Here is a 22,017-nt window from a genome sequence, read left to right on the forward strand (position 1 = left end):
CGGCCCGAAACGAACGACAGGCCGGCCCTAGCCCGCGTCCATCCCCGCCAGCACCAGGGGCAGCCGGTGCGCCGCGCCCTCGGCGAGGCGGATCGGGACACCCCAGTCCTGCTGGTGGACGTGACACGCGGGGTACGAGGCGGCGGAGTCGTCGCAGCTCGCCGCCATGGCCGAGACGTGCAGGACGCCCCCCGCGACGGCCGGGTTCAGCTCCAGCTCGCGGGAGAGGTCCGTGTCCGCCCCCTCGCCCTTGAGCAGCAGCTCGGGCGGGGTCGAGGAGACCAGCAGCCGGGTCGAGGGACCGTGGCGGGTGTCCAGCTTCTGGCCCGCGGGCGCCTCGAAGATCACGTCGAGGCGGAGCGTGCCCGGAGCGACCTCGGTCGCGGCACGCCGTGTGCGGTGGGCGACCGCGTCGACCCTGACCGCCTCCTCGGGCAGCCGCAGCCGGGTGAGCCGATGCCGGGCCGACTCGACCACCACGATGTCCGTGCCGACGAGGACGGCGTCGCTGGGCTCGCGCAGATCGGTGGCGAGCGTGGTGACCTCACCGGTGGCCGGGTCGTAGCGGCGCAGGGCGTGGTTGTAGGTGTCGGCGACGGCGACCGAGCCGTCCGGCAGGGCGGTGACGCCCAGCGGGTGCTGCAGCAGCGCCTCGCCCGCCGGGCCGTCCCGGTGCCCGAAGTCGAACAGGCCGGTGCCGACCGCCGTACGCACGTGCCCGTCCCGGTCCACCCAGCGCAGCGCGGAGGTCTCGGAGTCGGCGACCCACAGCCGGTCGGCGGTGGCCGCGAGACCGGAGGGCTGCGCGAACCAGGCCTCGGCGGCCGGTCCGTCGACCAGGCCCTCGTTGGTGGTGCCGGCCGCCACGGCGACCGTCCCGGCCACCGGGTCGTACGTCCACAGCTGGTGCACGCCCGCCATGGCGATCCACACCTTGCCGCCGAACACGGCCACGTCCCACGGCGACGACAGGTCCGTCCCGCTGGCCGGACCGGAGGTCGCCGAACCCCGCCACCACTGCCGGCCGGTGCCGGCCAGGGTGGTCACCACACCCGTGGCGAGGTCGAGCCGGCGCAGGGCGTGGTTGACGGTGTCGGCGACGACGACCGCGCCGTCGTCGAGGAGCGCGAGGCCCTGCGGCTCGTTGAAGGAGGCCTCGCCCGGACCGCCGTCGGCGAAGCCGCGCGCACCGGAGCCGATGCGCCGCACGACGGTCTCGGCGTCCTGTGCCAGCTCCACCAACTGGTGCCGTGTGGTGTCGCTGACCAGGAGGTTCCCGGACGGCAGGAGCAGCGCCTTGCCCGGGAAGCGCAGGGCCGTCGGCTCGGGCTCCGGCGGCACGTACGGGCCGTCACCGCGGCGCAGGGTGCCCTTCGCCCCGTGCTCGGCCTCCAGCTCCTCGACCAGCCGCTCGATGGCGTGCACGTGCCCCTCGCCCGCGTGCTGGGCGACGACGTACCCCTCGGGATCGATCACGACGAGCGTCGGCCAGGCCCGGACCGCGTACTGCTTCCACATGGCGAGCTCGGGATCGTCCAGCACCGGGTGCTCCACGCCGTAGCGCTCGACGGCGTCCACGACCGCCCGGTGCTCGGCCTCGTGCACGAACTTCGGCGAGTGCACCCCGACGACCACCACCGTGTCCCGGTGCCTCTCCTCCAGCTCCCTGAGCTCGTCGAGGACGTGCAGGCAGTTGATGCAGCAGAAGGTCCAGAAATCCAGGATCAATACGCGTCCCCGGAAGTCGGCGAGCCTCAGATCCTTCCCACCGGTGTTGATCCAGCCGCCCCTACCGGACAGCTCGGGGGCACGGACACGTACGCGCTTCGCCATGCTTCACCCAACCACGGCACCGACCTGCGCTATTTCCGCCCGGCGGGTGGCCGCTCCCGGACATCTCCCCCACTTCTTCCGGGCCCGTGACGATCACGCGCCGCCGGGGAACGGTTACCGCATGAGATTCCTCGTACGCGACCGCATCCTCGGCATCGGCGACGACTGGTGGATCGAGGACGAGCACGGCCGGAAGGTGTTCCTCGTCGACGGCAAGGCGATGCGGCTGCGGGACACCTTCGAGCTCAAGGACACCCAGGGGCGGGTCCTGATCGACATCCACCAGAAGATGTTCGCCCTGCGCGACACCATGGTGATCGAACGGGACGGCGAAGGGCTGGCCAGGATCAAGCGCAAGCGGCTGTCGCTGCTGCGCAACCACTACCGCGTCTCCCTGGTGGACGGCACCGAGCTGGACGTCAGCGGCAAGATCCTGGACCGCGAGTTCGCCGTCGAGTACGAGGGCGAACTCCTCGCGGTGATCTCCCGGCGCTGGCTCTCCCTCCGGGACACCTACGGCGTCGACGTCGTACGGGACGACGCCGACCCGGCCCTGCTCATCGCCGTGGCGGTGTGCGTGATCCACCTGGCGGAGAAGGAGGGCGAGGAACAGGACTGAACCCGACCGGGCGGGGCTGGGGGGACTACCTCGCTGGCTCCGCCCGGGAGCCGCCCAGCTGCTGCGGAACGCGAGAACGGCGCTTCTGGGGGGCGGGGGCTGCCGTGGGCTCGGCGTCGGGATTGGCCCGGGCCGAGGGCGGCCGCGCGGCCGTGGCTAGCCTCGGTGGTGGGGCGGTGCCAGGCCGAGGACCCGGTCCTTCAGGGCCGGGAACTGCTCACGGGTGGCCGCCACCTTCGCCGGGTCGAACTCCACCGTGAGGACCTCCTCGCCCGGTCCCGCCTCCGCGAGCACCTCGCCCCAGGGATCCACCACGATCGAGTGACCCGCCTGTGGAACTCCCGCATGCGTCCCGGCCGTTCCACAGGCGAGCACGAACGCCTGGTTCTCCACCGCCCGCGCCTGAGCCAGCAGCGTCCAGTGTGCGCGCCGCCGCTCGGGCCAGCCCGCCGGGATCACCAGCACCTCGGCGCCGGCGTCGGCCAGTCCGCGGAAGAGTTCGGGGAAACGGAGGTCGTAGCAGGTGGCCACGCCGAGCGTGGTCCCGGGCAGCCGGACCGTCACCAGGTCCCGCCCCGCGCCCATCAGCACGGCCTCGCCCTTGTCGAAGCCGAAGCGGTGGATCTTGCGGTAGGCCGTGGCCAGTTCACCGGAGGGGGAGAAGACGAGGGAGGTGTTGTAGAGGGGGCCCTCGGGATCCCGCTCGGGAATGGACCCGGCGTGCAGCCACACGCCCGCGTCGCTCGCCGCCTTGGCCATCACGTCGAACGTCGGTCCCTCGAGCGGCTCGGCCTCCCGGCCGAACTCCTCGTAGGCGAAGGCGCCGGTGGTCCACAGTTCGGGCAGAACCACGAGGTCGGCCCCGGCCTGCTCGCGGACGAGCGCGGCGGCACGCTGCCGCCGGGCCTCGACCGATTCGTCCTCGTCCACGGCGATCTGGATCAGCGAGGCGCGCACACTACCACCGTCCTGGCATTGGAGTCGTCCAACAGGCCTACGATCGTCACACGAAAGCACTGCCGGGGTGCCTCACAGCAGCGTAACTTGGGGTCCCCTCGGGTTCGAGCACGGCCGAGAACCCGGGGGAGTCCCAGAACACCGCCGAGAGCAGCCACCGCCCACTGGCAACGCCGCCACAACCTGCCCGTGTACCAAACGCCGAGGGGTCCCGTTTCCGTGAGTCTGCATCCCACCCTCCAGCCCTACGCCGACGCCTGGACCCACTCCATCGACGCGATATCCGAGATGGTGCAGTCGCTCCCGGACGGAGAGTGGAACCGGCGCACCCCCTGCCCCGGCTGGTCGGTGCGGGACATCGTGTCCCATGTGATCGGCATGGACTGCGAGATGCTCGGCGACCCCCGCCCCATCCACTCGCTGCCCCGTGACCTCTTCCACGTCACGACCGAGCACCAGCGCTACACGGAGATACAGGTCGACGTCCGCCGCCATCACACGGCGCCGGAGATGACGGCCGAGCTGGAGTACACGGTCATCCGCCGCAACCGCCAGCTGCGCAACGAGTCCCGGGACCCCGGCACCATGGTGCGTGGCCCGCTGGGCACGGAGGTCACCCTCGAACAGGCCTACCGCATGCGGGCCTTCGACGTGTGGGTGCACGAGCAGGACCTGCGTGCCGCCCTCGGCCGGCCCGGCGGCCTCGACTCGCCGGGCGCCCACGTCGCACGGGACATGCTGCTGGAAGCGCTGCCCAAGGTGGTCGCCAAGAACGCGGAGGCGCCCCGCAGTTCGGCCGTCGTGATCGACGTGCACGGCCCGGTGGAGTTCCTGCGCACCGTCCGCGTCGACATCCAGGGCCGCGGCACCCTGGAGACCGCCCCGGCGCTCGGCCCCGCGGTCACCCTCACCCTCGACTGGGAGACGTACGTCCGCCTCGCCTGCGGCCGGATCTCCCCGGAGTCGGCCGCGGACCGGGTGAAGACGGAGGGCGACCCGGACCTGGCGGCGGCGATCCTGCGCCACTTCGCGGTGACGCCGTAGGCAGGGCGGGCACCCGCGCCAAAACGGCCGAGCGCCGTGGTGGTCTCCGCGGTCGCACGGCGCAGCGGGCCGCGGGCGGCGGGCCCCGTCGGGCTGCTCCCGCCTCCCGGCCGGCCGGAAACCGGTGGTGTGCCGGTACGAAGATCGCCTAGCGTCCCGGCATGACCGACACCCCGCCCCGTCTGGGCCGCCTCACCTTCCACAGCCCCCTGTCCGAGGCCCGCGCGGCCGGAATCGTCCAGCGGCTCGCGGCGAACCGGCCCCGGACCGTACTGGACATCGGCTGCGGCTGGGCGGAGCTGCTGCTCCGTGTGCTGGACGCCGTACCGGACGCGAAGGGCACCGGTGTCGACATCAACGGCACCGACCTGGAGCGGGCGCGGCGGAACGCCGAGGCGCGCGGGCTCGCGGACCGGGCGGAGTTCGTCGAGGAATCCGCGCTGGGCACCCGGCGCGGGCCCGCCGACCTGGTGCTGTGCGTCGGCTCGGGCCAGGCGTTGAGCACGGCCGAGCCGGGCACCGCGGAGGCGCTGCGCGAGCTGCGCCGGCTGGTGACCGACGGCGGGCGCGTGCTGCTCGGCGAGGGGTTCTGGCAGCGCCCGCCCACCGCGACCGAGCTGTCCGGCATGTGGCCGGGAGCGCGCGCCGACGACCACCACGACCTCGCGGCCGTCCTCGACCTGGCCGTCGATGCCGGATTCCGGCCGGAGTGGACCGAGACGGCCGGGGCCGAGGAGTGGGAGGAGTTCGAGTCGGCGTACCAGGCGGACACGGAGGTCTGGCTCGCCGCCCACCCGGACCATCCGCTGGCCGCCGAGACCCGGGAGCGCCTGGACCGCCACCGCGGACAGTGGATGCACTACCGCGGGGTCCTCGGCCTCGCCTACCTCACCCTCGTCCCGGTCGTGCGCTGACGCCCCCGTGGGGGCGGCCGGTTCAGGCGGCGGGGACGTGCACCGTCTCGATCCGGCTCGCCACCAGCCGCTCCCGCTCCCGGCGGGCCGCCCGGCCCCGCAGCCGGAGGATCTGGGTCATGCCCAGTGCCTGCAGCACGAAGACCGCGGAGAAGGCCACGGTGTAGTCGTCGCCGGTGGCGTCCAGCAGGACGCCGATCGCGAACAGCGTCGTCATGGAGGCGACGAAGCCACCCATGTTGGTGATGCCGGACGCGGTGCCCTGTCGCTCGGGCGGGTTGGCGGGCCGGGCGAAGTCGAAGCCCAGCATCGAGGCGGGCCCGCAGGCGCCGAGCACCGTGCAGAGGACCAGCAGCAGCCACATCGGCGCGTGGTCGCCGGGGTACGCCAGCGTCGCCGCCCACACCAGCGCGGTCGCCCCCACCGTGCAGAGGGCGAGCGGCAGCCGCGCCGCGTGGTGCCGGGCGACGATCTGGCCGTAGACCAGGCCGATCACCATGTTGGACAGGACGACCAGGGTGAGCAGTTCACCGGCCGTGGCCCGGCTGAGGCCCTGCGCCTGCACCAGGAACGGCAGGCCCCACAGCAGCAGGAACACCATCGCCGGGAACTGCGTGGTGAAGTGCACCCACAGACCGAGCCGGGTGCCGGGCTCGCGCCAGGACGCGGCGATCTGCCGGCGGACGTAGGCGGCGCCCTGGTGCGGGAAGGGCTCGGGCTCGTGCCCCTCCGGGTGGTCCCTGAGGAAGAGCAGGGTCAGAACCAGGACGATCACCCCGGCGAGCGCGCTGCCCGCGAACGCCGGGGTCCAGCCGATGCCGTGCAGCAGCCGGGCGAGGACCAGGGTGGAGACCAGGTTGCCCGCCATGCCGACCAGGCCGGCGAGCTGTGCGACCAGGGGCCCGCGGCGGGCCGGGAACCAGCGGGTGCCGAGCCGCAGCACGCTGATGAAGGTCATCGCGTCACCGCAGCCCAGCAGCGCGCGGGAGGCGAGCGCGGTGCCGTAGGACGGGGAGAAGGCGAAGCCCAGCTGCCCGGCCGTGAACAGCACGGCGCCGATGCTCAGCACCCGCTTGGTGCCGAGGCGGTCGACCAGCAGGCCCACCGGTATCTGCATGCCGGCGTAGACCATCAGCTGGAGGATGGAGAACGTCGACAGCGCGGAGGCGTTGACATGGAAGCGGTCGGCGGCGTCCAGTCCCGCCACGCCCAGCGAGGTGCGGAAGATGACGGCCACGAAGTAGACGGCCACGCCTATGGACCACACGGCGACCGCCCGGCGGCCGCCCGGCGGATCACCCGGAAGGGTGGCGTTCGTCATCGGACCTCACCTCGTGCGAGGTGCGAGAACCAGCCCACGTGTCGGTGCACGACGCCGACGGCCGCCTCCGCGTCCCCGGCGCGCAGCGCCTCGAGGATCTCCTCGTGCTCGGCGAGCGTCTTGGCGATCCGGTCGGGGTGCGAGTGCATGACGGCGACGCCCATCCGCAGCTGGCGATCGCGAAGCTGGTCGTACAGCCGGGAGAGGATCTCGTTGCCACCGCTGCGCACGATCTCGGCGTGGAAGCAGCGGTCGGTGACGGCGGCGGCGGCGAAGTCACCGGCGGCCGCCTGCGTCTTCTGCTGCTCCAGCAGCTCCGTCAGCCGCTCCAGCAGGACCGGCGGGGCGGGTACGGCCTTGCGGGCCGCGTGCTCCTCCACCAGCAGCCGGGTCTCCACCACGTCGGCGATCTCCTGCGCGGAGACGGGCAGCACCAGGGCGCCCTTCTTCGGGTAGAGCCGGATCAGGCCCTCGACCTCCAGGCGCAGCAGGGCTTCCCGGACGGGGGTGCGCGAGACGCCGACGGCCTCGGCGAGCTCGCCCTCGGTGAGGAGGGTGCCGCCTTCGTAACGGCGGTCGAGCACGCCCTGCTTGACGTGGCTGTAGACGCGGTCGGCGGCGGGTGGCTGTTTGAGGGACTGGGGGGCGGTCTGCTGGACGGCCGTGTTCATGCCGACAGGATAGATACAACACGCACGCATGCGGGGGTGGCGTCCATCATGCGGACGTGACGAAAATCCCTTGCAGCAACCGCACAACCTTCTGTGCTACTTACGTGTCACACACGTGCGGCACCACTCTCGTGCCTTCTCAACTCGGCCGCACCACAGGGGCATTCAAGACAATCGGGGTATTTCGCTTTGATTACCGGCATTAAGGGCACCCGCATCCGCAGAGCCGCTGCCGTCGCCGTCTCCTCCGGCGCGCTGCTCGCCACCGGCGCCCTCACGGCGGCACCCGCGCAGGCCGTCACCGTCCCGTCGATCGTGGCCAAGGGCGGCTACGCGATGAACAACGCGAACGGTGCGTCGCTGTACACCAAGAAGGCGGACACGCAGCTGTCCACCGGCTCCACCACCAAGATCATGACCGCCAAGGTCGTGCTCGCCCAGTCGAACCTCAACCTCGACTCCAAGGTGACGATCCAGAAGGCGTACAGCGACTACGTCGTCAAGAACAACGCCTCCCAGGCGCACCTGATCGTCGGCGACAAGGTCACCGTCCGTCAGCTGCTGTACGGCCTGATGCTGCCGTCCGGCTGCGACGCCGCCTACGCGCTCGCCGACAAGTACGGCTCCGGCTCCACCCGTGCCGCGCGCGTGAGCAACTTCATCGGCAAGATGAACACCGCCGCCAAGAACCTGGGTCTGAAGAACACCCACTTCGACTCCTTCGACGGCATCGGCAACGGCAACAACTACTCGACGCCGCGCGACCTGACGAAGATCGCCAGCAGCGCGATGAAGAGCTCCACGTTCCGCACGGTCGTCAAGACGAAGCACTACACCGCCAAGACGATCACCAAGACCGGTAGCACCCGCACCATGAAGACGTGGGACAACACCAACGGTCTGCTCAGCAGCTACAGCGGCACCATCGGCGTGAAGACGGGCTCCGGCCCCGAGGCCAAGTACTGCCTGGTCTTCGCCGCCACCCGCAACGGCAAGACGGTCATCGGCACGGTCCTCGCCTCCTCCTCCATCCCGCAGCGCGAGGCGGACGCGAAGAAGCTCCTCACCTACGGCTTCGCCAAGCTGGGCTGATCCCGCTCTCGGCACACGGGCCCGTCGCGGAATGCGGCGGGCCCGTTCCGCTGCACGCGCCTCCGCAGAGCCCGCTCAGGGCCTCGCCGCCAGCCGGTCGTAGGTCCGGAAGGTGTAGGAGGCGTCGTAGGACATCAGGTTCCCCTCGGCCGCCGGCAGGCCGAGGCGTCGGTTCAGTGCACCGGTCAGCGGTCCGCAGTGCTCGGCCGCGGGGGCGGAGAAGGTGTCGTCGTACGCCGAGAACTCGATGACCGGCGGGTCCTGGGAGACCCACTTGGAGGGGCCCGAGCGTTTCAGCCGGAAATCGACCGGCTCGCCCGCCCCCACGGTGCAGCTCTTCGCCAGCAGCGGACTCAGGAGCCTGAGACGCAGGCTGAACTCCCCCGTGTAGAAGTCCGACCGGCCTCCGTACTCCGGGCGTATCGCCAGGCCCCGGACACCCGGTACCGCGGTCGGCGCGCCGTGCATCGCGCCCCACACCTGCCCGTTGCCGCCGTCCGGCAGGGGACCCTCGGCGTGGGTCATGGTGATCGGCGCGAGCGTCACGGTGACCTTGCCCATCGTCAGGCGGGGCGCGGCGGTGTGTACTTCGCACTTCCAGCGGGCCGGGTCGACACCGTCGGGCAGCGCGGGGCAGTCGCTGAAGTCGGTCGCGGGCGTGGCGGCGGCAGCGGGCGCGGAGTGGGCGACGCCCGTCGTGCCCACCGTCACGGTCGCCAGGGCGGCGACGCCGGCGGCGGTAGCGGCGGCGCGTCGCAGGAGCGGGGAACCGGGGCGAGTCGCAGTGGTCTTCGGCATGTGACCAGAGTGCCGTGAGCGGCCTGCCGGTCACTATCGGTGATCACCCTGGTACGACCCTCACTCGACCCTGATGGCACGTCAGGGATGCGTATCCGCACCCCTGCTGGGGCGGAAAGATCGCAAACTTCACTCCGAATCGTGAATATCACCCTTGCAGCTGGCATATTCGTGATTCTCCGCTCTACGTTCCGCGGCGGAGGTGGTTCACATGCACGAACCCAGTAAGCGATCCCGTCCGGCCGATCGGCACGAGGCGATCGACATCAGTGACTTTGTGTACGCGGCGACCGGAGCCCGCGTCCGCCGGCTGACCATGCCGGACGGAAGGCACTGGTTCCCGGCGGTGGATGTCTGCAAGAAACTCGGACACAGCAACACCCAGAAGGCGCTCTCCGACCATGTGCCCGACGGCCATCGAGAGACGCTCGAGACCCTAACTGGAGGTTACGGTCTCAGCATTCCCGCAGGTAGGGAGTGGCGTCGAGACCTGAACATCATCTCTCTGCAAGGTCTCGTCCTGCTCGTCAACGCCTGCACCAAGGCCGCCTGCGCCCCGTTCAAACAGTGGGTCGCCGAGGTGATCGAGACCGTTCAGCGGGAGGGCTCCTACACCCTGGAGGAGGCCGAGGTGCAGCCCACCGAGCCGGGTGCCCCCATCGCCTACGCCATGCCGGAGCAGGTCGCCGAGGCCATCGTCCGGCTGGAGTCCCACAACCTTCAGATGGACGAGGAGCTTGCGGTCGCACAGCGCGAATCCCTCGCCGTGCAGAAGGAGATGCTCGCCACCCAGCACGCCGCGCTGGCCGCCCAGCAGGCCGCGCTCGCCGTTCAGGAGGCCATGGCCCGGGCGATGGAGCGGATCGCCGACCGGCTCGACACCCTGGTCCTCGGGGGTCCGCCGGGCGACCGCCCCGGGGCCCACCCCACCACGGAGTCCGTGCTGGCCGACTGGCGGCAACGGCTGTCCGTGACGGAGGACGTGTGGACGGTCGCCGTGGTGATCGCGCCGGTGCTCGTCGAGAAGGGGGAGCTCCGGGAGCCCCTGGAGTCCATCGCGGCCCGCACGGGCCTTTCGGTACGGCGCGTGAACGAATGCCTGCGTCTGCTGCGCCGGCACGCCTGCATCCGCTCGCAGGGCGGGGCGGAGAACGGAGCGCCGGTGTACGTGCTGAACCGGCGCTGAGAGGTCTCCGGCACAGACGAAGGGGGCGGCCGCAAGTCAAAGTTGCGGCCGTCCCCTTCGGGGTCGGACTCTACTCGGGCAGTGCCGTCACGCCCAGGTGATCAGCCGCTTCGGCTGCTCCAGGATCGCCGCCACGTCCGCCAGGACCTTCGAACCCAGCTCACCGTCGACCAGGCGGTGGTCGAAGCTCAGGGCCAGGGTGGTGACCTGACGGGGCTTGACCTTGCCCTTGTGGACCCACGGCTGCAGCTTGATCGCGCCGATCGCGAGGATCGCCGATTCGCCCGGGTTGAGGATCGGTGTGCCGGTGTCGACGCCGAAGACGCCGACGTTGGTGATGGTCACCGTGCCGCCCTGCATCGCGGCCGGGGACGTCTTGCCCTCGCGGGCGGTCGACACCAGCTCGCCCAGCGCCTCTGCGAGCTGCGGGAGGGTCTTGTCGTGGGCGTCCTTGATGTTCGGCACGATCAGACCGCGCGGGGTGGCCGCGGCGATGCCCAGGTTGACGTAGTGCTTGAGCACGATCTCCTGGTTCGCCTCGTCCCAGGACGCGTTGACGTCCGGATTGCGCTTGACGGCGACCAGCAGGGCCTTGGCGATCAGGAGCAGCGGGTTGACCCGCAGGCCCTGCATCTCCTTGTCCTGCTTGAGCTCCTCGACCAGTTTCATGGTCCGGGTCACGTCCACCGTCACGAACTCCGTGACGTGCGGCGCGGTGAACGCGGAGCCGACCATCGCCGCCGCCGTCGCCTTGCGGACGCCCTTGACCGGCACACGCGTCTCACGCGCCCCGTCGTAGGCCGCCACCGGGGCGGGGGCCGGGCGGGCGGCCGCGGGGGCCTGCGCCACCGTCTCGGGGACGGCGGCCACGGGCGTGGCCGCCGCGTGGACGTCCTCACGCGTGATGACACCGTCCGGGCCGGACGGGGTGATCGCGGCGAGGTCGACGCCGAGGTCCTTGGCCAGCTTGCGCACCGGCGGCTTGGCCAGCGGGCGGGGCCGGTCCACGGCCGGGGCGTGGCCGTTCAGCTCCGCCTGGATCGCCTGGGCCGGCGCCGGGGCGGCGACCTCGGGCCCCTTGCGGGGACGGCGCTTGGTGGAGGAGGTGGACACGCCGTAGCCGACGAGAACCGGCTGACGGCCCTCCGGCTTCGGCTCCTCGGCCGGCTCGGCGGGAGCCTGCGTCTGCGGCTGCGCGGCGGGTGCCTGGGGCTGCTCGGCGGGCGCCTGGGCGCCGCCCCCCACCTCCACCGCGATGATGGACGTGCCCACGTCCACCGTGGTGCCCTCGGGGAACCGCAGCTCGCGGACCACGCCGTCGTAGGGGATGGGCAGTTCGACGGCCGCCTTCGCGGTCTCGACCTCGCACACCACCTGTCCGTCGGTGACCGTGTCACCGGGCTGCACGTACCACTTGAGGATCTCGGCCTCGGTGAGTCCCTCGCCGACGTCCGGCATCTTGAACTCGTGTACGGACGCTTCCGTCATCGTCGTCACGACCCTCTCCTCAGTACGCCAGCGAGCGGTCGACGGCGTCGAGCACGCGGTCCAGGTCCGGGAGGTACTCCTCCTCCAGACGGGCCGGCGGGTACGGCGCGTGGTAACCGCCGACGCGGAGCACCGGGGCTTCCAGGTGGTAGAAGCAGCGCTCGGTGATCCGGGCGGCGATCTCCGCGCCGGAGCCGAAGAACACCGGCGCCTCGTGGACCACGACCAGACGGCGGGTCTTCTCCACCGAGGCCTGGACGGCGTCGAAGTCGAGGGGGCTGACCGAGCGCAGGTCGAGGACCTCCAGGGACTTGCCCTCCTCGGCCGCGGCGGCCGCCGCCTCCTGGCAGAGCTTCACCATCGGGCCGTAGGCGGCCAGGGTGAGGTCGGTGCCCTCGCGGACGACCTGGGCCTTGTGCAGCGGGGCGGGGATGGCCTCGAAGTCGACCTCGCCCTTGTCCCAGTAGCGCCGCTTGGGCTCGAAGTAGATCACCGGATCGTCGCTCTGGATGGCCTGCTGCATCATCCAGTACGCGTCGGAGGAGTTGGACGGGCTGACCACCTTCAGGCCCGCCACGTGCGCGAACAGCGCCTCGGGGGACTCGGAGTGGTGCTCGACCGCGCCGATGCCGCCGCCGTAGGGAATGCGGATCACGACCGGCATCTTCACCTTGCCCAGCGAGCGGGCGTGCATCTTCGCCAGCTGGGTGACGATCTGGTCGTAGGCGGGGAAGACGAAGCCGTCGAACTGGATCTCCACCACCGGGCGGTAGCCGCGCAGGGCCAGGCCGATGGCGGTGCCGACGATGCCGGACTCCGCGAGGGGGGTGTCGATGACCCGGCTCTCGCCGAAGTCCTTCTGCAGACCGTCCGTCACACGGAAGACACCGCCGAGCTTGCCGACGTCCTCACCCATGACGAGGACCTTGGGGTCGGCGTCCAGGGCACGGCGCAGCGACTCGTTGATGGCCTTGGCCATCGCCATCTTCTCGGCCATGTCAGTGACCCCCTTCATCCGCGAACGACGCCTGGTAGGCGGCGAACTGGGCTCGCTCCTCGTCGACGAGCGCGTGCCCGTCCGCGTACGCGTTCTCGAAGATGGCGAACCGGTCCGGGTCGGGCATGGCGCGGACCGCTTCGCGCACCCGCTTGCCCAACGTCTCGGACTCCGTCTCGAGTTCCGCGAAGAACGTGTCGTCCGCGTGCCCGGCGGTCTCCAGGAACCGGCGCAGGCGCAGGATCGGGTCCTTCGCCTCCCAGGCGAGCCGCTCCTCGTCGCCCCGGTAGCGGGTGGGGTCGTCGGAGGTGGTGTGGGCGCCCATGCGGTAGGTGAACGCCTCGATCAGGGTCGGGCCCTCACCGCTGCGGGCACGCTCCAGCGCCCACTTGGTGACCGCGAGGCAGGCCAGCACGTCGTTGCCGTCGACGCGGACGCCCGGGAAGCCGAAGCCCTGGGCGCGCTGGTAGAGCGGCACGCGGCTCTGCTTCTCGGTGGGCTCGGAGATCGCCCACTGGTTGTTCTGGCAGAAGAACACCACGGGGGCGTTGTAGACCGCGGAGAAGGTGAACGCCTCGGCCACGTCGCCCTGGCTGGAGGCGCCGTCACCGAAGTAGGCGATGACCGCCGAGTCCGCGCCGTCCTTGGCGATACCCATGGCGTAGCCGGTGGCGTGCAGCGTCTGGGAGCCGATGACGATCGTGTAGAGGTGGAAGTTGTTGCTGTTCGGGTCCCAGCCGCCGTTGTTCACGCCGCGGAACATCCCGAGCAGGTTGGTCGGGTCGACCCCGCGGCACCAGGCGACGCCGTGCTCGCGGTAGGTCGGGAAGACGTAGTCGTCCTCGCGGGTGGCCCGGCCGGAGCCGATCTGGGCGGCCTCCTGGCCCAGCAGCGAGGCCCACAGGCCCAGCTCGCCCTGGCGCTGCAGGGCGGTGGCCTCGGCGTCGAAGCGGCGGGTGAGCACCATGTCGCGGTACAGGCCGCGGAGCTCGTCCGGGGTGATGCCGGCGACGTAGGCGTCGTACTCGGCGTTCTTGACCCGCTTGCCCTCCGGAGTCAGAAGCTGCACGAGCTCGGGCTCGGCGCTCTTCTTCGCGGTGCTGCGGGTGGTGCGCTTGGTGCCGGTGGCTCCGGTCGCGTCACCGGCCGTGCCGGTCCCGCTGCCGGTGGTGCCGGCCTTGCCTGCGGCGCTGCGTCGCGGCTTGCGCGCGGCACTGCTCTCCACGCTCACGTGTGCTCCTCCGTCGTTCCGGCCCCCGGGGTTGCCGGTAGGCCAGTGCGGCTCACCTGTTTCGACCACCGGGGCACGGGGTGGGTGCCACTCGGCCGGGAACAGGCGTGACAGGTGCCCCGGCGAGCGCCCTGCAACCATCACGTTACCCAGTGCTTCACATTTCTGTGAAACCTCACCTGACCTGCGATTTTGCTTGGATTTCCAAGTAAATCGAGGTGGTGCGAAAGCATGCTGGTCACAGCCTTGCCTCAGGCCGGAGCTACCGCACGTTATCCCGCCCACCCAGGTCACGGGAAGACTTGCATGTGAGACCGGACTCGTGCATGAAGCCGCAAAAGTCAGAGTATTTCCACGCGCCGATCACGGAAGTGTACGGAGGGATCACGGAAGGCGTTCGGACTTCCGCGAATTCTTCGCGGCCCGCGAATTCGCCGCATCTCCGCATCGGCCGAATGGATCATGGAGCGCCACTCCCGGGGTCCGGCCCGGTGCGGCCTGTGACCGAAAGCGATCGACGGCGACTGCCTGTGACAAGCCCCAGCTCACGGCCGCTTTTCGTGCCCTAGCATCTGGCGCGTGTCGTGCTCTTGTGTACCACCCCCAGTGCCCCAAGCGCCCCCTCTGGGCACCTTGTTACGCCTCTACGCCGCCGGTAGCGCCCTCACGTGCGAGCCGGTCGACCAGGGCCTGCTCAACCGCGGCTACCGCGTGCGCACGACACAGGGGCGCTACTTCCTCAAGCACCACTTCGACCCGGACACGGCGGACCCGGCCGCGATCGAACGCCGGCACCGGGCCACCCAGCGTCTCGCCGACCTCGGTGTCCCGGTCGCCCAGCCGCTCGCGCACCGCGAGGGCCGCACGGTCGCCGTCGTCGGCGGCCACGCGTACGCCCTGCACCCCTGGATCGACGGCAGGCACCGCCACGGCGGTCAGCTCACCCGCGGCGAGAGCGCCCGCCTGGGGGCGCTCCTGGGGGCCGTACACGCCTGTCTGGAGCGGGTGATGCCCCCCAAGGCCCGCACCCGCCCGGCGACCAGCCCTCATCCCGTGGAGAGCGCCGATCCCGTCGACACCTTCGCGCTGATCGACGACCTGCTCGCCCACGTCCGCCGGCACCGCCCCGCCGACGCCTTCGACGAACTGGCCCGGCACCGGCTCCTGGAACGCCGTGCGCTCCTGGAGCAGCACGCCGGGCGGCGCCCCCCGCCCGGCGGCCCGGTGGGCTGGGTGCACGGCGACTTCCACCCGTTCAACCTGCTCTACAAGGGCGACGCCCCGGCGGCCATCGTCGACTGGGACCGGCTCGGTGTGCAGCCCCGCGCCGAGGAGGCGGTCCGGGCCGCGGCGATCTTCTTCGTGCGGCCCGTGGGGGCGCTGGACCTGCCGAAGGTGAGGGCGTACGCGCGCGCGTACCGGCGGGCGGCCGGGGCGACGCCCTCGGAGCTCGCGGCGGCCGTGCACCGGGTGTGGTGGGAGCGGCTGAACGACTTCTGGATGCTGCGCTGGCACTACGAGCGTGGCGACACGCGCGCGGACTGCCAGTTCCCGGCCGCCTCGGCGCTCGCGGTGTGGTGGACGCGCGAGTACGAGGCGGTGTGCGACGCGTTCGTGCGCTGAGACGGCACGCGCCGTCGCCGGCGGCGCGGGATCAGGGCGTCAGGGGGACGCCGTCCCGGCCGCCGGGGGTGTGCTTCAACCGCCGGTGACGCCCGTGCCGCCGTCCGCCGTGGTGCCGGCGGTGGCGCCCGCGTCGGTGCCGCCCGCGTCCGTGCCGCCGTCCGCGGTACCGGCGTCGGTGCCGCCGTCCGCGGTGCCCGCGTCGGTGCCGCCGTCCGCCGGGTCCGAGGGCTGCGACTGCGAGGTCTGCGGCTCGGACGGCTCGTCGCTGGGCTCGGTGGGGGCCGACTTCGAGGGCGTGTACGACGGCGTGTACGACGGGGGCCAGTCGGAGCCGGTGCCGCCGGTGCCGGTCCCGGTGTCGGTGGAGGGGGCCGAGGGCTGGTCGGTGTTGTCGTCGGACGGGGTCGCGGAGTCCCGGTCGTCCTTCGTGCTCTTGGAGTGCGTCTTCGTCGGCTTCAGGTCCGTGCCGCCTCCGCCGCCGCCACCGGCGCCCTTCAGCGCCAGCGCGACGCCCGCCGTGATCGCGATGACCGCGAGGACGGCGAGGATCCACAGCTTGCCGCGGCCGCTGCCCTTGTTGCCGTGCCCCTCGAAGCCGCCGTCGTCACCGTTGCCGTAGCCGCCCGGCAGGATCGGCTGCGGGATCTGCGCGGTGCCCGCGCCGAAGTCGCCGGGGTGCTGCATGGCGGTCGTGCCCGCGAAGCCGCCCGCCGGGGTGTGCCGGCCGTCGTGCGCCGCCACCGGGCCGGTGTTCCAGGTACCGGTGTGGCCGCCGGCCTCGTACAGCATCTGCAGGCCGTACTGGACCAGGCCGCGCATCTCCTCGGCGGTCTGGAACCGGTCGTCGGGCTCCTTGGCGAGGGACCGCATGACCAGGCCGTCCAGCTCCGGCGGGCAGCCGTCGGAGGTCTCCGAGGGCGGGACCGGGATGTCCTGGACGTGCTGGTAGACCACCGACAGCGGGGTCTCGCCGGTGAACGGCGGGCGCAGCGCGAGGAGTTCGTAGAGGAGGCAGCCGACCGCGTACAGGTCGGAGCGGTGGTCGACGGCCTTGCCGAGCGCCTGCTCCGGCGAGAGGTACTGCGGGGTGCCCATGACCATGCCGGTCTGCGTCATCGTGGTCGACGCGCCGTGCAGGGCCCGGGCGATGCCGAAGTCCATCACCTTGACCGCGCCGGTGTGGGTGATGATGACGTTCGCCGGCTTGATGTCGCGGTGCACGATGCCGTGCTGGTGCGAGTAGGCGAGCGCCTCCAGGACCCCGGAGACGATGATCAGGGCCTGCTCGGGACCGGGTGCCTCGGCGTTCAGCAGCAGGTCGCGGATGGTGCGGCCCTCGACCAGCTCCATGACGATGTACGGCACGGACTGACCGCCGACGAAGTCCTCGCCGGAGTCGTACACGGCGACGATCGCGTGGTGGTTGAGACCGGCGACCGACTGGGCCTCGCGGGTGAAACGGGCCTTCGAGGTCGGGTCCTCGGCCAGGTCGGCGCGGAGCAGCTTGACGGCGACCGTACGGCCGAGACGCACGTCCTCGGCCGCGAACACCTCGGCCATGCCGCCGCGGCCGAGCCGGTGCGTGAGCCGGTACCGGCCGTCGCCGACGAGCCCGCCGTTGCCCCACATCTCCGGCGTCTCTGACATGCCGCCGCCAGACGCCTCGGGGTCGGACGGGCCCTGGGCGCTGTGCGTCTGTGCCATCGGTCCTCGCCGTCGTTTCTGCCCGCGGTGCGCGCGGTGTTGTCACGGTCTCCGTCGGCCACGCTACAGCCTTCGTGGTGGCCGCCGGTTCGGATCCGGTACCGGGACCGGCCCCGAGACGGACCGGTCATGAAACCTCTAGCACGCGCTCTCGTGCAAATTGTGTGTACCGCCCGTACGTCCGGCGTAACGCTTCCGCGACGCTTCCTTCGCGTACGGTCACGGAACGGGCACCGAGCTTGACGTGTCGGTGCCACGGGGCAGACTTGGCCGGGAATGACACATTCGATCAAGGCCTGTTCGCCGGGCGACGGCGCCGGACGGCCACTGGGGGACGCGGAGAGATGAGCCAGGACGGCGGCGCACACGGCCGGTACGCGGGGCAGGCGCTCGCCGGAGGCCGCTACCAGCTGCGCGACTTGCTCGGCGAGGGCGGCATGGCCTCGGTGCATCTGGCGTACGACGCCGTACTCGACCGCCAGGTCGCGATCAAGACGCTCCACAGCGAGCTGGGCCGGGAGCAGGCCTTCCGCGAGCGCTTCCGCCGCGAGGCCCAGGCCGTGGCCAAGCTCACGCACACCAACATCGTCTCCGTCTTCGACACGGGCGAGGACGACCTCGCCGGCATGGCGACGCCCTACATCGTCATGGAGTACGTCGAGGGCCGCCCGCTCGGCTCGGTCCTGGACGAGGACATCCGCCAGTACGGCGCGATGCCCGCCGACAAGGCGCTGAAGATCACCGCGGACGTGCTGGCGGCGCTGGAGATCAGCCACGAGATGGGGCTGGTGCACCGCGACATCAAGCCGGGCAACGTGATGATGACCAAGCGCGCCGTCGTGAAGGTCATGGACTTCGGCATCGCCCGCGCCATGCAGTCCGGTGTCACCTCGATGACCCAGACCGGCATGGTCGTCGGCACCCCGCAGTACCTCTCGCCCGAGCAGGCCCTCGGCCGGGCCGTGGACGCCCGGTCCGATCTGTACTCGGTCGGGATCATGCTGTTCCAGCTGGTTACCGGGCGGCTGCCGTTCGACGCCGACTCCCCGCTGGCGATCGCCTACGCGCATGTGCAGGAGGAGCCGGTGGCCCCCTCCTCCATCAACCGCACACTGCCGCCCGCGGTGGACGCCCTGATCGCCCGCGCGCTGAAGAAGAACCCGAACGAGCGTTTCCCGACCGCGGAGGCCATGCGCACCGAGTGCCTGCGCGTCGCCGCCTCCCTCCAGCCGGCCGCGCCGAGCATCGTGCCGGGCGCCGGGCCGGCGCAGAGCGGCGCGGGCGTCGGCTCCGCGGTGTTCCCGCCGGTCGGACCGGCGACCCCGGCGCCCACCGGCCCGGTGCAGACGCCGTACCAGCCGAACCCGTACGGCGGCCCGGCGACGCCCGCCCCCACCCCGGGCCCGACGCCGGCGTACGGCTACCCGCAGCAGGGCGGCTACCAGACTCCGCCGGTGGGCTACGGCCTGCAGGGCGCCTCGACCCCGCCGCCGTACACGATCGCACCGCAGGGGAGCGGGCAGCCCGGGCGCGGCGGCAAGGGCAACAAGTCGGTCGTCATCGGCTCGGTCGCGGTGGCGGTCGTCGTGCTCGTCGGGCTGATCGTGGCGGTGACGCTGCACAACGGCAACAGCGACGACGAGGGCGGCAAGGATCGGACGACCACCTCGGCGCCCGCCCGTCAGGAAGCGGGCTACCGCGGCCCCGACCGCACCCGGCGGATCGAGACGGAGAAGTGCACGGAGCCGGAGGAGTCGTACGACGACCCGGACAAGATCCAGCTGCCGGACTTCCGCTACAAGGACATCAACTCCGTCAAGCAGTGCCTCCAGGCCGCGGGCTGGGACTGGACGATCAAGCACGTGGACGAGAACACCTGGGGCAAGGACACCGTCATCGACCAGTTCCCCTCCGAGGGCACGGACGTGGCGTCCAAGGAGCTCGGCAAGAACGAGAAGATCGAGCTGAGCGTCTCCACGGGCAATCCGCAGTAGCGTCCGCCGATTCCACGAGCAAGGGCCCGGCGGTCGTCCGCCGGGCCCTTGCTCGGGTAGTGGTTCAGTCGGGTCGATGGTCGCGGGCGCTGTTCCGCTCAGAGGTACGGGCCGCCCGAGCGGCCGCCGGTGCGGGGGTCGTCGCCGCCCTCGTGTCCGCCCACACCCGGCGGGAGCGCGCGCCGCATCTGCTCCAACTGGGCCCGCGCGGCCATCTGCTGGGCGAACAGCGTGGTCTGGATCCCGTGGAAGAGGCCTTCCAGCCAGCCCACCAACTGCGCCTGGGCGATCCGCAGTTCCGCGTCGCTCGGCGTCGCCTCGTCGGTGAACGGCAGGGACAGCCGCTCCAGCTCCTCGACCAGCTCCGGGGCGAGGCCGTCCTCCAGCTCCTTCACGGAGCTGGCGTGGATCTCCTTCAGCCGTACCCGGCTGGCCTCGTCGAGGGGAGCGACCCGCACCTCCTCCAGGAGCTGCTTGATCATGCTGCCGATCCGCATGACCTTGGCCGGCTGCTCCACCTGCTCCGTCACCGGAATCTCGCGGGAGTCATCGTCGCCACCGCCGAGTGCCATCCCGTCCTGACCCACGACGAGGATCTGGGGATTCTCCGGCGACCGTTCGTTCCTCGGCATCTCCATGCAGCCATTCTCTCGCACCCGTACTTCTCATCACCGTGGTGCCCCCTCGTGAGGTTGATCCACCGTTTAGACCCGATGGCCCAACCCGAAATGCTCCTGTCAGCGATGAATGTGAGGCTTGTCTGCGTCGGTTATCCATCGGTCATGGCACCTGGGTTCCGGGAGGTCACCGACGTGACTCCATGGTCGCGCCTCATGCTTCGCCGCGTACGGCTGCTGCTCGTCATAACGGCCGCCCTGCCGCTCTTCGGCACGGCCACCGCCTATGCGGCCGCGCTCGCGCAGACGACCGGAACCGCTCCCGCCCACGGACGCCCCGACGGCCCCGACCGGGACGGCGCGTACGGCCCGGGCCACGGGGGCCTGGACCGCCCCGGCCACCCGCAGCCGGACGGTGCGGGTTACGGCCTGCCCGCGCGCGGCTCCCCCGCCGCCGACCCGTGGGCACCGGCCACACCCTCCGGCCCGGGCTCCTCCGCTCCGGACGCCGCCCCGGTCTCCCGCTTCTCTCCGTCGTCCCGCGCCGCCGAGCCCTCGCGGGCCGGAAGCCGGGCCGGCGAGGGACGGATGCGGCCGGGCCGGCCGGACGGGCCCGCGGCCGAGGTGGAGGGCGACGACACCGTGCCCTCCCGGGCCGCGGAGACCGCCGCCGACCAGCCCGAGGAGCCGGAGACCGCCGATGTGCCGGGCGTGACACCCGGCGCCTCCCCGCCTCCCGAGGAGGCCGGTCTCCAGCCCGCACAGCCTCCGCAGCAGCCCGCCGGCCGGCAGGCCGCCTCGGAGGGCGAGGGCACGACCGAACCGGTCCTGCAGATCCTTCCGCTGGGCAGCGGACTGGTCCTCATCGGCCTGGGGCTGGGCCTGGCGCTCCTGGGACTCAGGCTCCGCAGGCCCTGACCGCGCCGCGCAGCCGCTACTGCGTGACCAGCAGCACCTTGCCGACGTGGCCGCTCGCCTCCAGCACCCGGTGCGCCTCGGCCGCCTGCGCCATCGGCAGTTCGCGGTCCACCACCGGACGGACGTGCCCGGCGGCCAGCAGCGGCCAGACGTGCTCGCGTACGGCCGCCACGATGGCCGCCTTCTCCTCCAGCGGCCGGGCCCGCAGGGAGGTGGCGGTGATCGCGGCCCGCTTGCCAAGCAGCGTGCCGATGTTCAACTCGCCCTTGACGCCGCCCTGCATACCGATGATCGCCAGTCGTCCGTTGACCGCGAGGGCCTGGACGTTGCGGTCGAGGTATTTCGCGCCCATGTTGTCGAGGATGACGTCGGCGCCCTTGCCGTCGGTGGCTCCCAGGATCTCGGCGACGAAGTCCTGCTCGCGGTAGTTGATCAGCACGTCCGCCCCCAGCTCGGCGCACTGGTCGAGCTTCTCCTTGGTCCCGGCCGTCACCGCGACCTTGGCGCCGACGGCCTTGGCCAGCTGGATCGCCATGGTGCCGATGCCGCTGGAGCCGCCGTGCACCAGCAGCGTCTCGCCGGGCCGCAAGTGGGCGATCATGAACACGTTGGACCAGACGGTGCTGACCACCTCGGGAAGCGCGGCCGCCCGCTGCAGGTCGACGCCCTCGGGCACGGGCAGCAGCTGTCCGGCCGGTACGGCGACCTTCTCGGCGTAGCCGCCGCCCGAGAGCAGCGCGCACACCTCGTCGCCCACGGCCCAGCCGGAGACTCCCGGGCCGAGCGCGGCGATCCTGCCCGAGCACTCCAGGCCCGGGTAGGGGGAGGCGCCGGGCGGCGGGTTGTAGAAGCCCTGCCGCTGCAGGACGTCGGCGCGGTTGACGGCGCTGGCCACCACCTCGACCAGCACCTCGCCCTCGCCGGGCACCGGGTCGGGGGCCTCCGCCCAGACCAGCGCCTCGGGACCACCAGGTTCGGGAATCGTGATCGCATGCATGACCGCGACG

General features: G+C 71.6%; 19 protein-coding genes. 8 read left to right on the forward strand and 11 right to left on the reverse strand.

Annotated features, from left to right (window positions below):
* Positions 1-27 precede the first annotated feature (27 nt).
* Positions 28-1,833 carry an NHL domain-containing thioredoxin family protein gene (locus ACF08B_RS07325; protein ID WP_392316480.1) on the reverse strand — a complete coding sequence of 602 codons (1,806 nt, stop codon included), beginning with the start codon at positions 1,831-1,833 and terminating at the stop codon, positions 28-30.
* Between the two features lie 121 nt (positions 1,834-1,954).
* Here ACF08B_RS07325 and ACF08B_RS07330 point away from each other — a divergent pair, with 121 nt between their 5' ends.
* The gene (locus ACF08B_RS07330) at positions 1,955-2,452 is read left to right on the forward strand and encodes an LURP-one-related/scramblase family protein (RefSeq protein ID WP_392316481.1); all 498 of its coding nucleotides are present in this window, start codon (positions 1,955-1,957) and stop codon (positions 2,450-2,452) included.
* Between the two features lie 156 nt (positions 2,453-2,608).
* On the opposite strand, the gene ACF08B_RS07335 is transcribed toward ACF08B_RS07330, so the two are convergent.
* On the reverse strand, positions 2,609-3,409 hold the full coding sequence (locus ACF08B_RS07335; RefSeq protein ID WP_392316482.1) for a carbon-nitrogen family hydrolase: 801 nt from the start codon (positions 3,407-3,409) through the stop codon (positions 2,609-2,611).
* Between the two features lie 219 nt (positions 3,410-3,628).
* Here ACF08B_RS07335 and ACF08B_RS07340 point away from each other — a divergent pair, with 219 nt between their 5' ends.
* Together ACF08B_RS07340 and ACF08B_RS07345 are read left to right on the forward strand one after the other, a co-directional pair.
* Positions 3,629-4,453 carry a maleylpyruvate isomerase family mycothiol-dependent enzyme gene (locus ACF08B_RS07340; protein ID WP_392316483.1) on the forward strand — a complete coding sequence of 275 codons (825 nt, stop codon included), beginning with the start codon at positions 3,629-3,631 and terminating at the stop codon, positions 4,451-4,453.
* 161 nt (positions 4,454-4,614) lie between these two features.
* Positions 4,615-5,367 (forward strand): SAM-dependent methyltransferase, encoded by a 753-nt coding sequence (locus ACF08B_RS07345; RefSeq protein ID WP_392316484.1) that lies wholly within the window; start codon positions 4,615-4,617, stop codon positions 5,365-5,367.
* A gap of 22 nt (positions 5,368-5,389) precedes the next feature.
* On the opposite strand, the gene ACF08B_RS07350 is transcribed toward ACF08B_RS07345, so the two are convergent.
* Positions 5,390-6,688 (reverse strand): nitrate/nitrite transporter, encoded by a 1,299-nt coding sequence (locus tag ACF08B_RS07350; RefSeq protein ID WP_093476181.1) that lies wholly within the window; start codon positions 6,686-6,688, stop codon positions 5,390-5,392.
* Positions 6,685-7,359 carry a GntR family transcriptional regulator gene (locus ACF08B_RS07355; protein WP_392316485.1) on the reverse strand — a complete coding sequence of 225 codons (675 nt, stop codon included), beginning with the start codon at positions 7,357-7,359 and terminating at the stop codon, positions 6,685-6,687. Before ACF08B_RS07355 ends, ACF08B_RS07350 begins: the two co-directional genes overlap by 4 nt.
* A 189-nt stretch (positions 7,360-7,548) precedes the next feature.
* On the opposite strand from ACF08B_RS07355, the gene ACF08B_RS07360 reads away from it, so the two are divergent.
* Positions 7,549-8,451, forward strand: a complete 903-nt coding sequence (locus ACF08B_RS07360; RefSeq protein ID WP_392316486.1) for a D-alanyl-D-alanine carboxypeptidase family protein — start codon at positions 7,549-7,551, stop codon at positions 8,449-8,451.
* Between the two features lie 75 nt (positions 8,452-8,526).
* Here the strand turns inward: ACF08B_RS07360 and ACF08B_RS07365 are convergent, their stop codons facing one another.
* Complete coding sequence (locus ACF08B_RS07365) at positions 8,527-9,249, reverse strand: hypothetical protein (RefSeq protein ID WP_392316487.1); 723 nt, start codon at positions 9,247-9,249, stop codon at positions 8,527-8,529.
* Between the two features lie 211 nt (positions 9,250-9,460).
* Between ACF08B_RS07365 and ACF08B_RS07370 the strand changes: the two genes are divergently transcribed.
* Complete coding sequence (locus ACF08B_RS07370; RefSeq protein ID WP_392316488.1) at positions 9,461-10,435, forward strand: Bro-N domain-containing protein; 975 nt, start codon at positions 9,461-9,463, stop codon at positions 10,433-10,435.
* An 87-nt stretch (positions 10,436-10,522) separates the two neighbouring features.
* On the opposite strand, the gene ACF08B_RS07375 is transcribed toward ACF08B_RS07370, so the two are convergent.
* The 3 genes from ACF08B_RS07375 to pdhA are packed head-to-tail and all read right to left on the reverse strand — an operon-like array spanning position 10,523 to position 14,151.
* Complete coding sequence (locus ACF08B_RS07375) at positions 10,523-11,932, reverse strand: dihydrolipoamide acetyltransferase family protein (protein WP_392316489.1); 1,410 nt, start codon at positions 11,930-11,932, stop codon at positions 10,523-10,525.
* Between the two features lie 10 nt (positions 11,933-11,942).
* A complete protein-coding gene (locus ACF08B_RS07380; protein WP_093696938.1) occupies positions 11,943-12,920 on the reverse strand; it encodes an alpha-ketoacid dehydrogenase subunit beta in 978 nt (325 codons plus the stop codon).
* A 1-nt stretch (position 12,921) separates the two neighbouring features.
* Complete coding sequence (pdhA, locus tag ACF08B_RS07385) at positions 12,922-14,151, reverse strand: pyruvate dehydrogenase (acetyl-transferring) E1 component subunit alpha (RefSeq protein ID WP_093476191.1); 1,230 nt, start codon at positions 14,149-14,151, stop codon at positions 12,922-12,924.
* A 606-nt stretch (positions 14,152-14,757) separates the two neighbouring features.
* Between pdhA and ACF08B_RS07390 the strand changes: the two genes are divergently transcribed.
* Entirely contained in the window at positions 14,758-15,774 is a 1,017-nt protein-coding gene (locus ACF08B_RS07390; RefSeq protein WP_392316490.1) for a phosphotransferase, read from the forward strand.
* 75 nt (positions 15,775-15,849) lie between these two features.
* Here ACF08B_RS07390 and ACF08B_RS07395 read toward each other — a convergent pair whose 3' ends face one another.
* Positions 15,850-17,481: a protein kinase gene (locus ACF08B_RS07395; protein ID WP_176985655.1), complete on the reverse strand. Its 1,632-nt coding sequence runs from the start codon at positions 17,479-17,481 to the stop codon at positions 15,850-15,852.
* Positions 17,482-17,825: 344 nt separating this feature from the next.
* Between ACF08B_RS07395 and ACF08B_RS07400 the strand changes: the two genes are divergently transcribed.
* Positions 17,826-19,475, forward strand: coding sequence for a protein kinase (locus tag ACF08B_RS07400; protein WP_392316491.1), 1,650 nt, complete (start codon positions 17,826-17,828; stop codon positions 19,473-19,475).
* 98 nt (positions 19,476-19,573) lie between these two features.
* On the opposite strand, the gene ACF08B_RS07405 is transcribed toward ACF08B_RS07400, so the two are convergent.
* On the reverse strand, positions 19,574-20,113 hold the full coding sequence (locus ACF08B_RS07405) for a bacterial proteasome activator family protein (RefSeq protein WP_093476196.1): 540 nt from the start codon (positions 20,111-20,113) through the stop codon (positions 19,574-19,576).
* Between the two features lie 144 nt (positions 20,114-20,257).
* Between ACF08B_RS07405 and ACF08B_RS07410 the strand changes: the two genes are divergently transcribed.
* Positions 20,258-21,010, forward strand: a complete 753-nt coding sequence (locus ACF08B_RS07410; protein ID WP_392316492.1) for a hypothetical protein — start codon at positions 20,258-20,260, stop codon at positions 21,008-21,010.
* 16 nt (positions 21,011-21,026) lie between these two features.
* Here ACF08B_RS07410 and ACF08B_RS07415 read toward each other — a convergent pair whose 3' ends face one another.
* Entirely contained in the window at positions 21,027-22,007 is a 981-nt protein-coding gene (locus tag ACF08B_RS07415) for an NAD(P)H-quinone oxidoreductase (RefSeq protein ID WP_392316493.1), read from the reverse strand.
* Positions 22,008-22,017: the final 10 nt, after the last annotated feature.

The sequence above is a fragment of the Streptomyces sp. NPDC015139 genome, from assembly GCF_043079785.1.
Lineage (GTDB): Bacteria > Actinomycetota > Actinomycetes > Streptomycetales > Streptomycetaceae > Streptomyces > Streptomyces albidocamelliae.

Excerpts from the sequence above, each read along its gene's own strand:
- ACF08B_RS07325 (WP_392316480.1), bottom strand. The coding sequence starts at position 1,833 with ATGGCGAAGCGCGTACGTGTCCGTGCCCCCGAGCTGTCCGGTAGGGGC.
- ACF08B_RS07330 (WP_392316481.1), top strand. The coding sequence starts at position 1,955 with ATGAGATTCCTCGTACGCGACCGCATCCTCGGCATCGGCGACGACTGG.
- ACF08B_RS07345 (WP_392316484.1), top strand. The coding sequence starts at position 4,615 with ATGACCGACACCCCGCCCCGTCTGGGCCGCCTCACCTTCCACAGCCCC.
- ACF08B_RS07350 (WP_093476181.1), bottom strand. The coding sequence starts at position 6,688 with ATGACGAACGCCACCCTTCCGGGTGATCCGCCGGGCGGCCGCCGGGCG.
- ACF08B_RS07355 (WP_392316485.1), bottom strand. The coding sequence starts at position 7,359 with ATGAACACGGCCGTCCAGCAGACCGCCCCCCAGTCCCTCAAACAGCCA.
- ACF08B_RS07365 (WP_392316487.1), bottom strand. The coding sequence starts at position 9,249 with ATGCCGAAGACCACTGCGACTCGCCCCGGTTCCCCGCTCCTGCGACGC.
- ACF08B_RS07370 (WP_392316488.1), top strand. The coding sequence starts at position 9,461 with ATGCACGAACCCAGTAAGCGATCCCGTCCGGCCGATCGGCACGAGGCG.
- ACF08B_RS07380 (WP_093696938.1), bottom strand. The coding sequence starts at position 12,920 with ATGGCCGAGAAGATGGCGATGGCCAAGGCCATCAACGAGTCGCTGCGC.
- ACF08B_RS07395 (WP_176985655.1), bottom strand. The coding sequence starts at position 17,481 with ATGGCACAGACGCACAGCGCCCAGGGCCCGTCCGACCCCGAGGCGTCT.
- ACF08B_RS07400 (WP_392316491.1), top strand. The coding sequence starts at position 17,826 with ATGAGCCAGGACGGCGGCGCACACGGCCGGTACGCGGGGCAGGCGCTC.
- ACF08B_RS07405 (WP_093476196.1), bottom strand. The coding sequence starts at position 20,113 with ATGGAGATGCCGAGGAACGAACGGTCGCCGGAGAATCCCCAGATCCTC.
- ACF08B_RS07410 (WP_392316492.1), top strand. The coding sequence starts at position 20,258 with ATGGCACCTGGGTTCCGGGAGGTCACCGACGTGACTCCATGGTCGCGC.
- ACF08B_RS07415 (WP_392316493.1), bottom strand. The coding sequence starts at position 22,007 with ATGCATGCGATCACGATTCCCGAACCTGGTGGTCCCGAGGCGCTGGTC.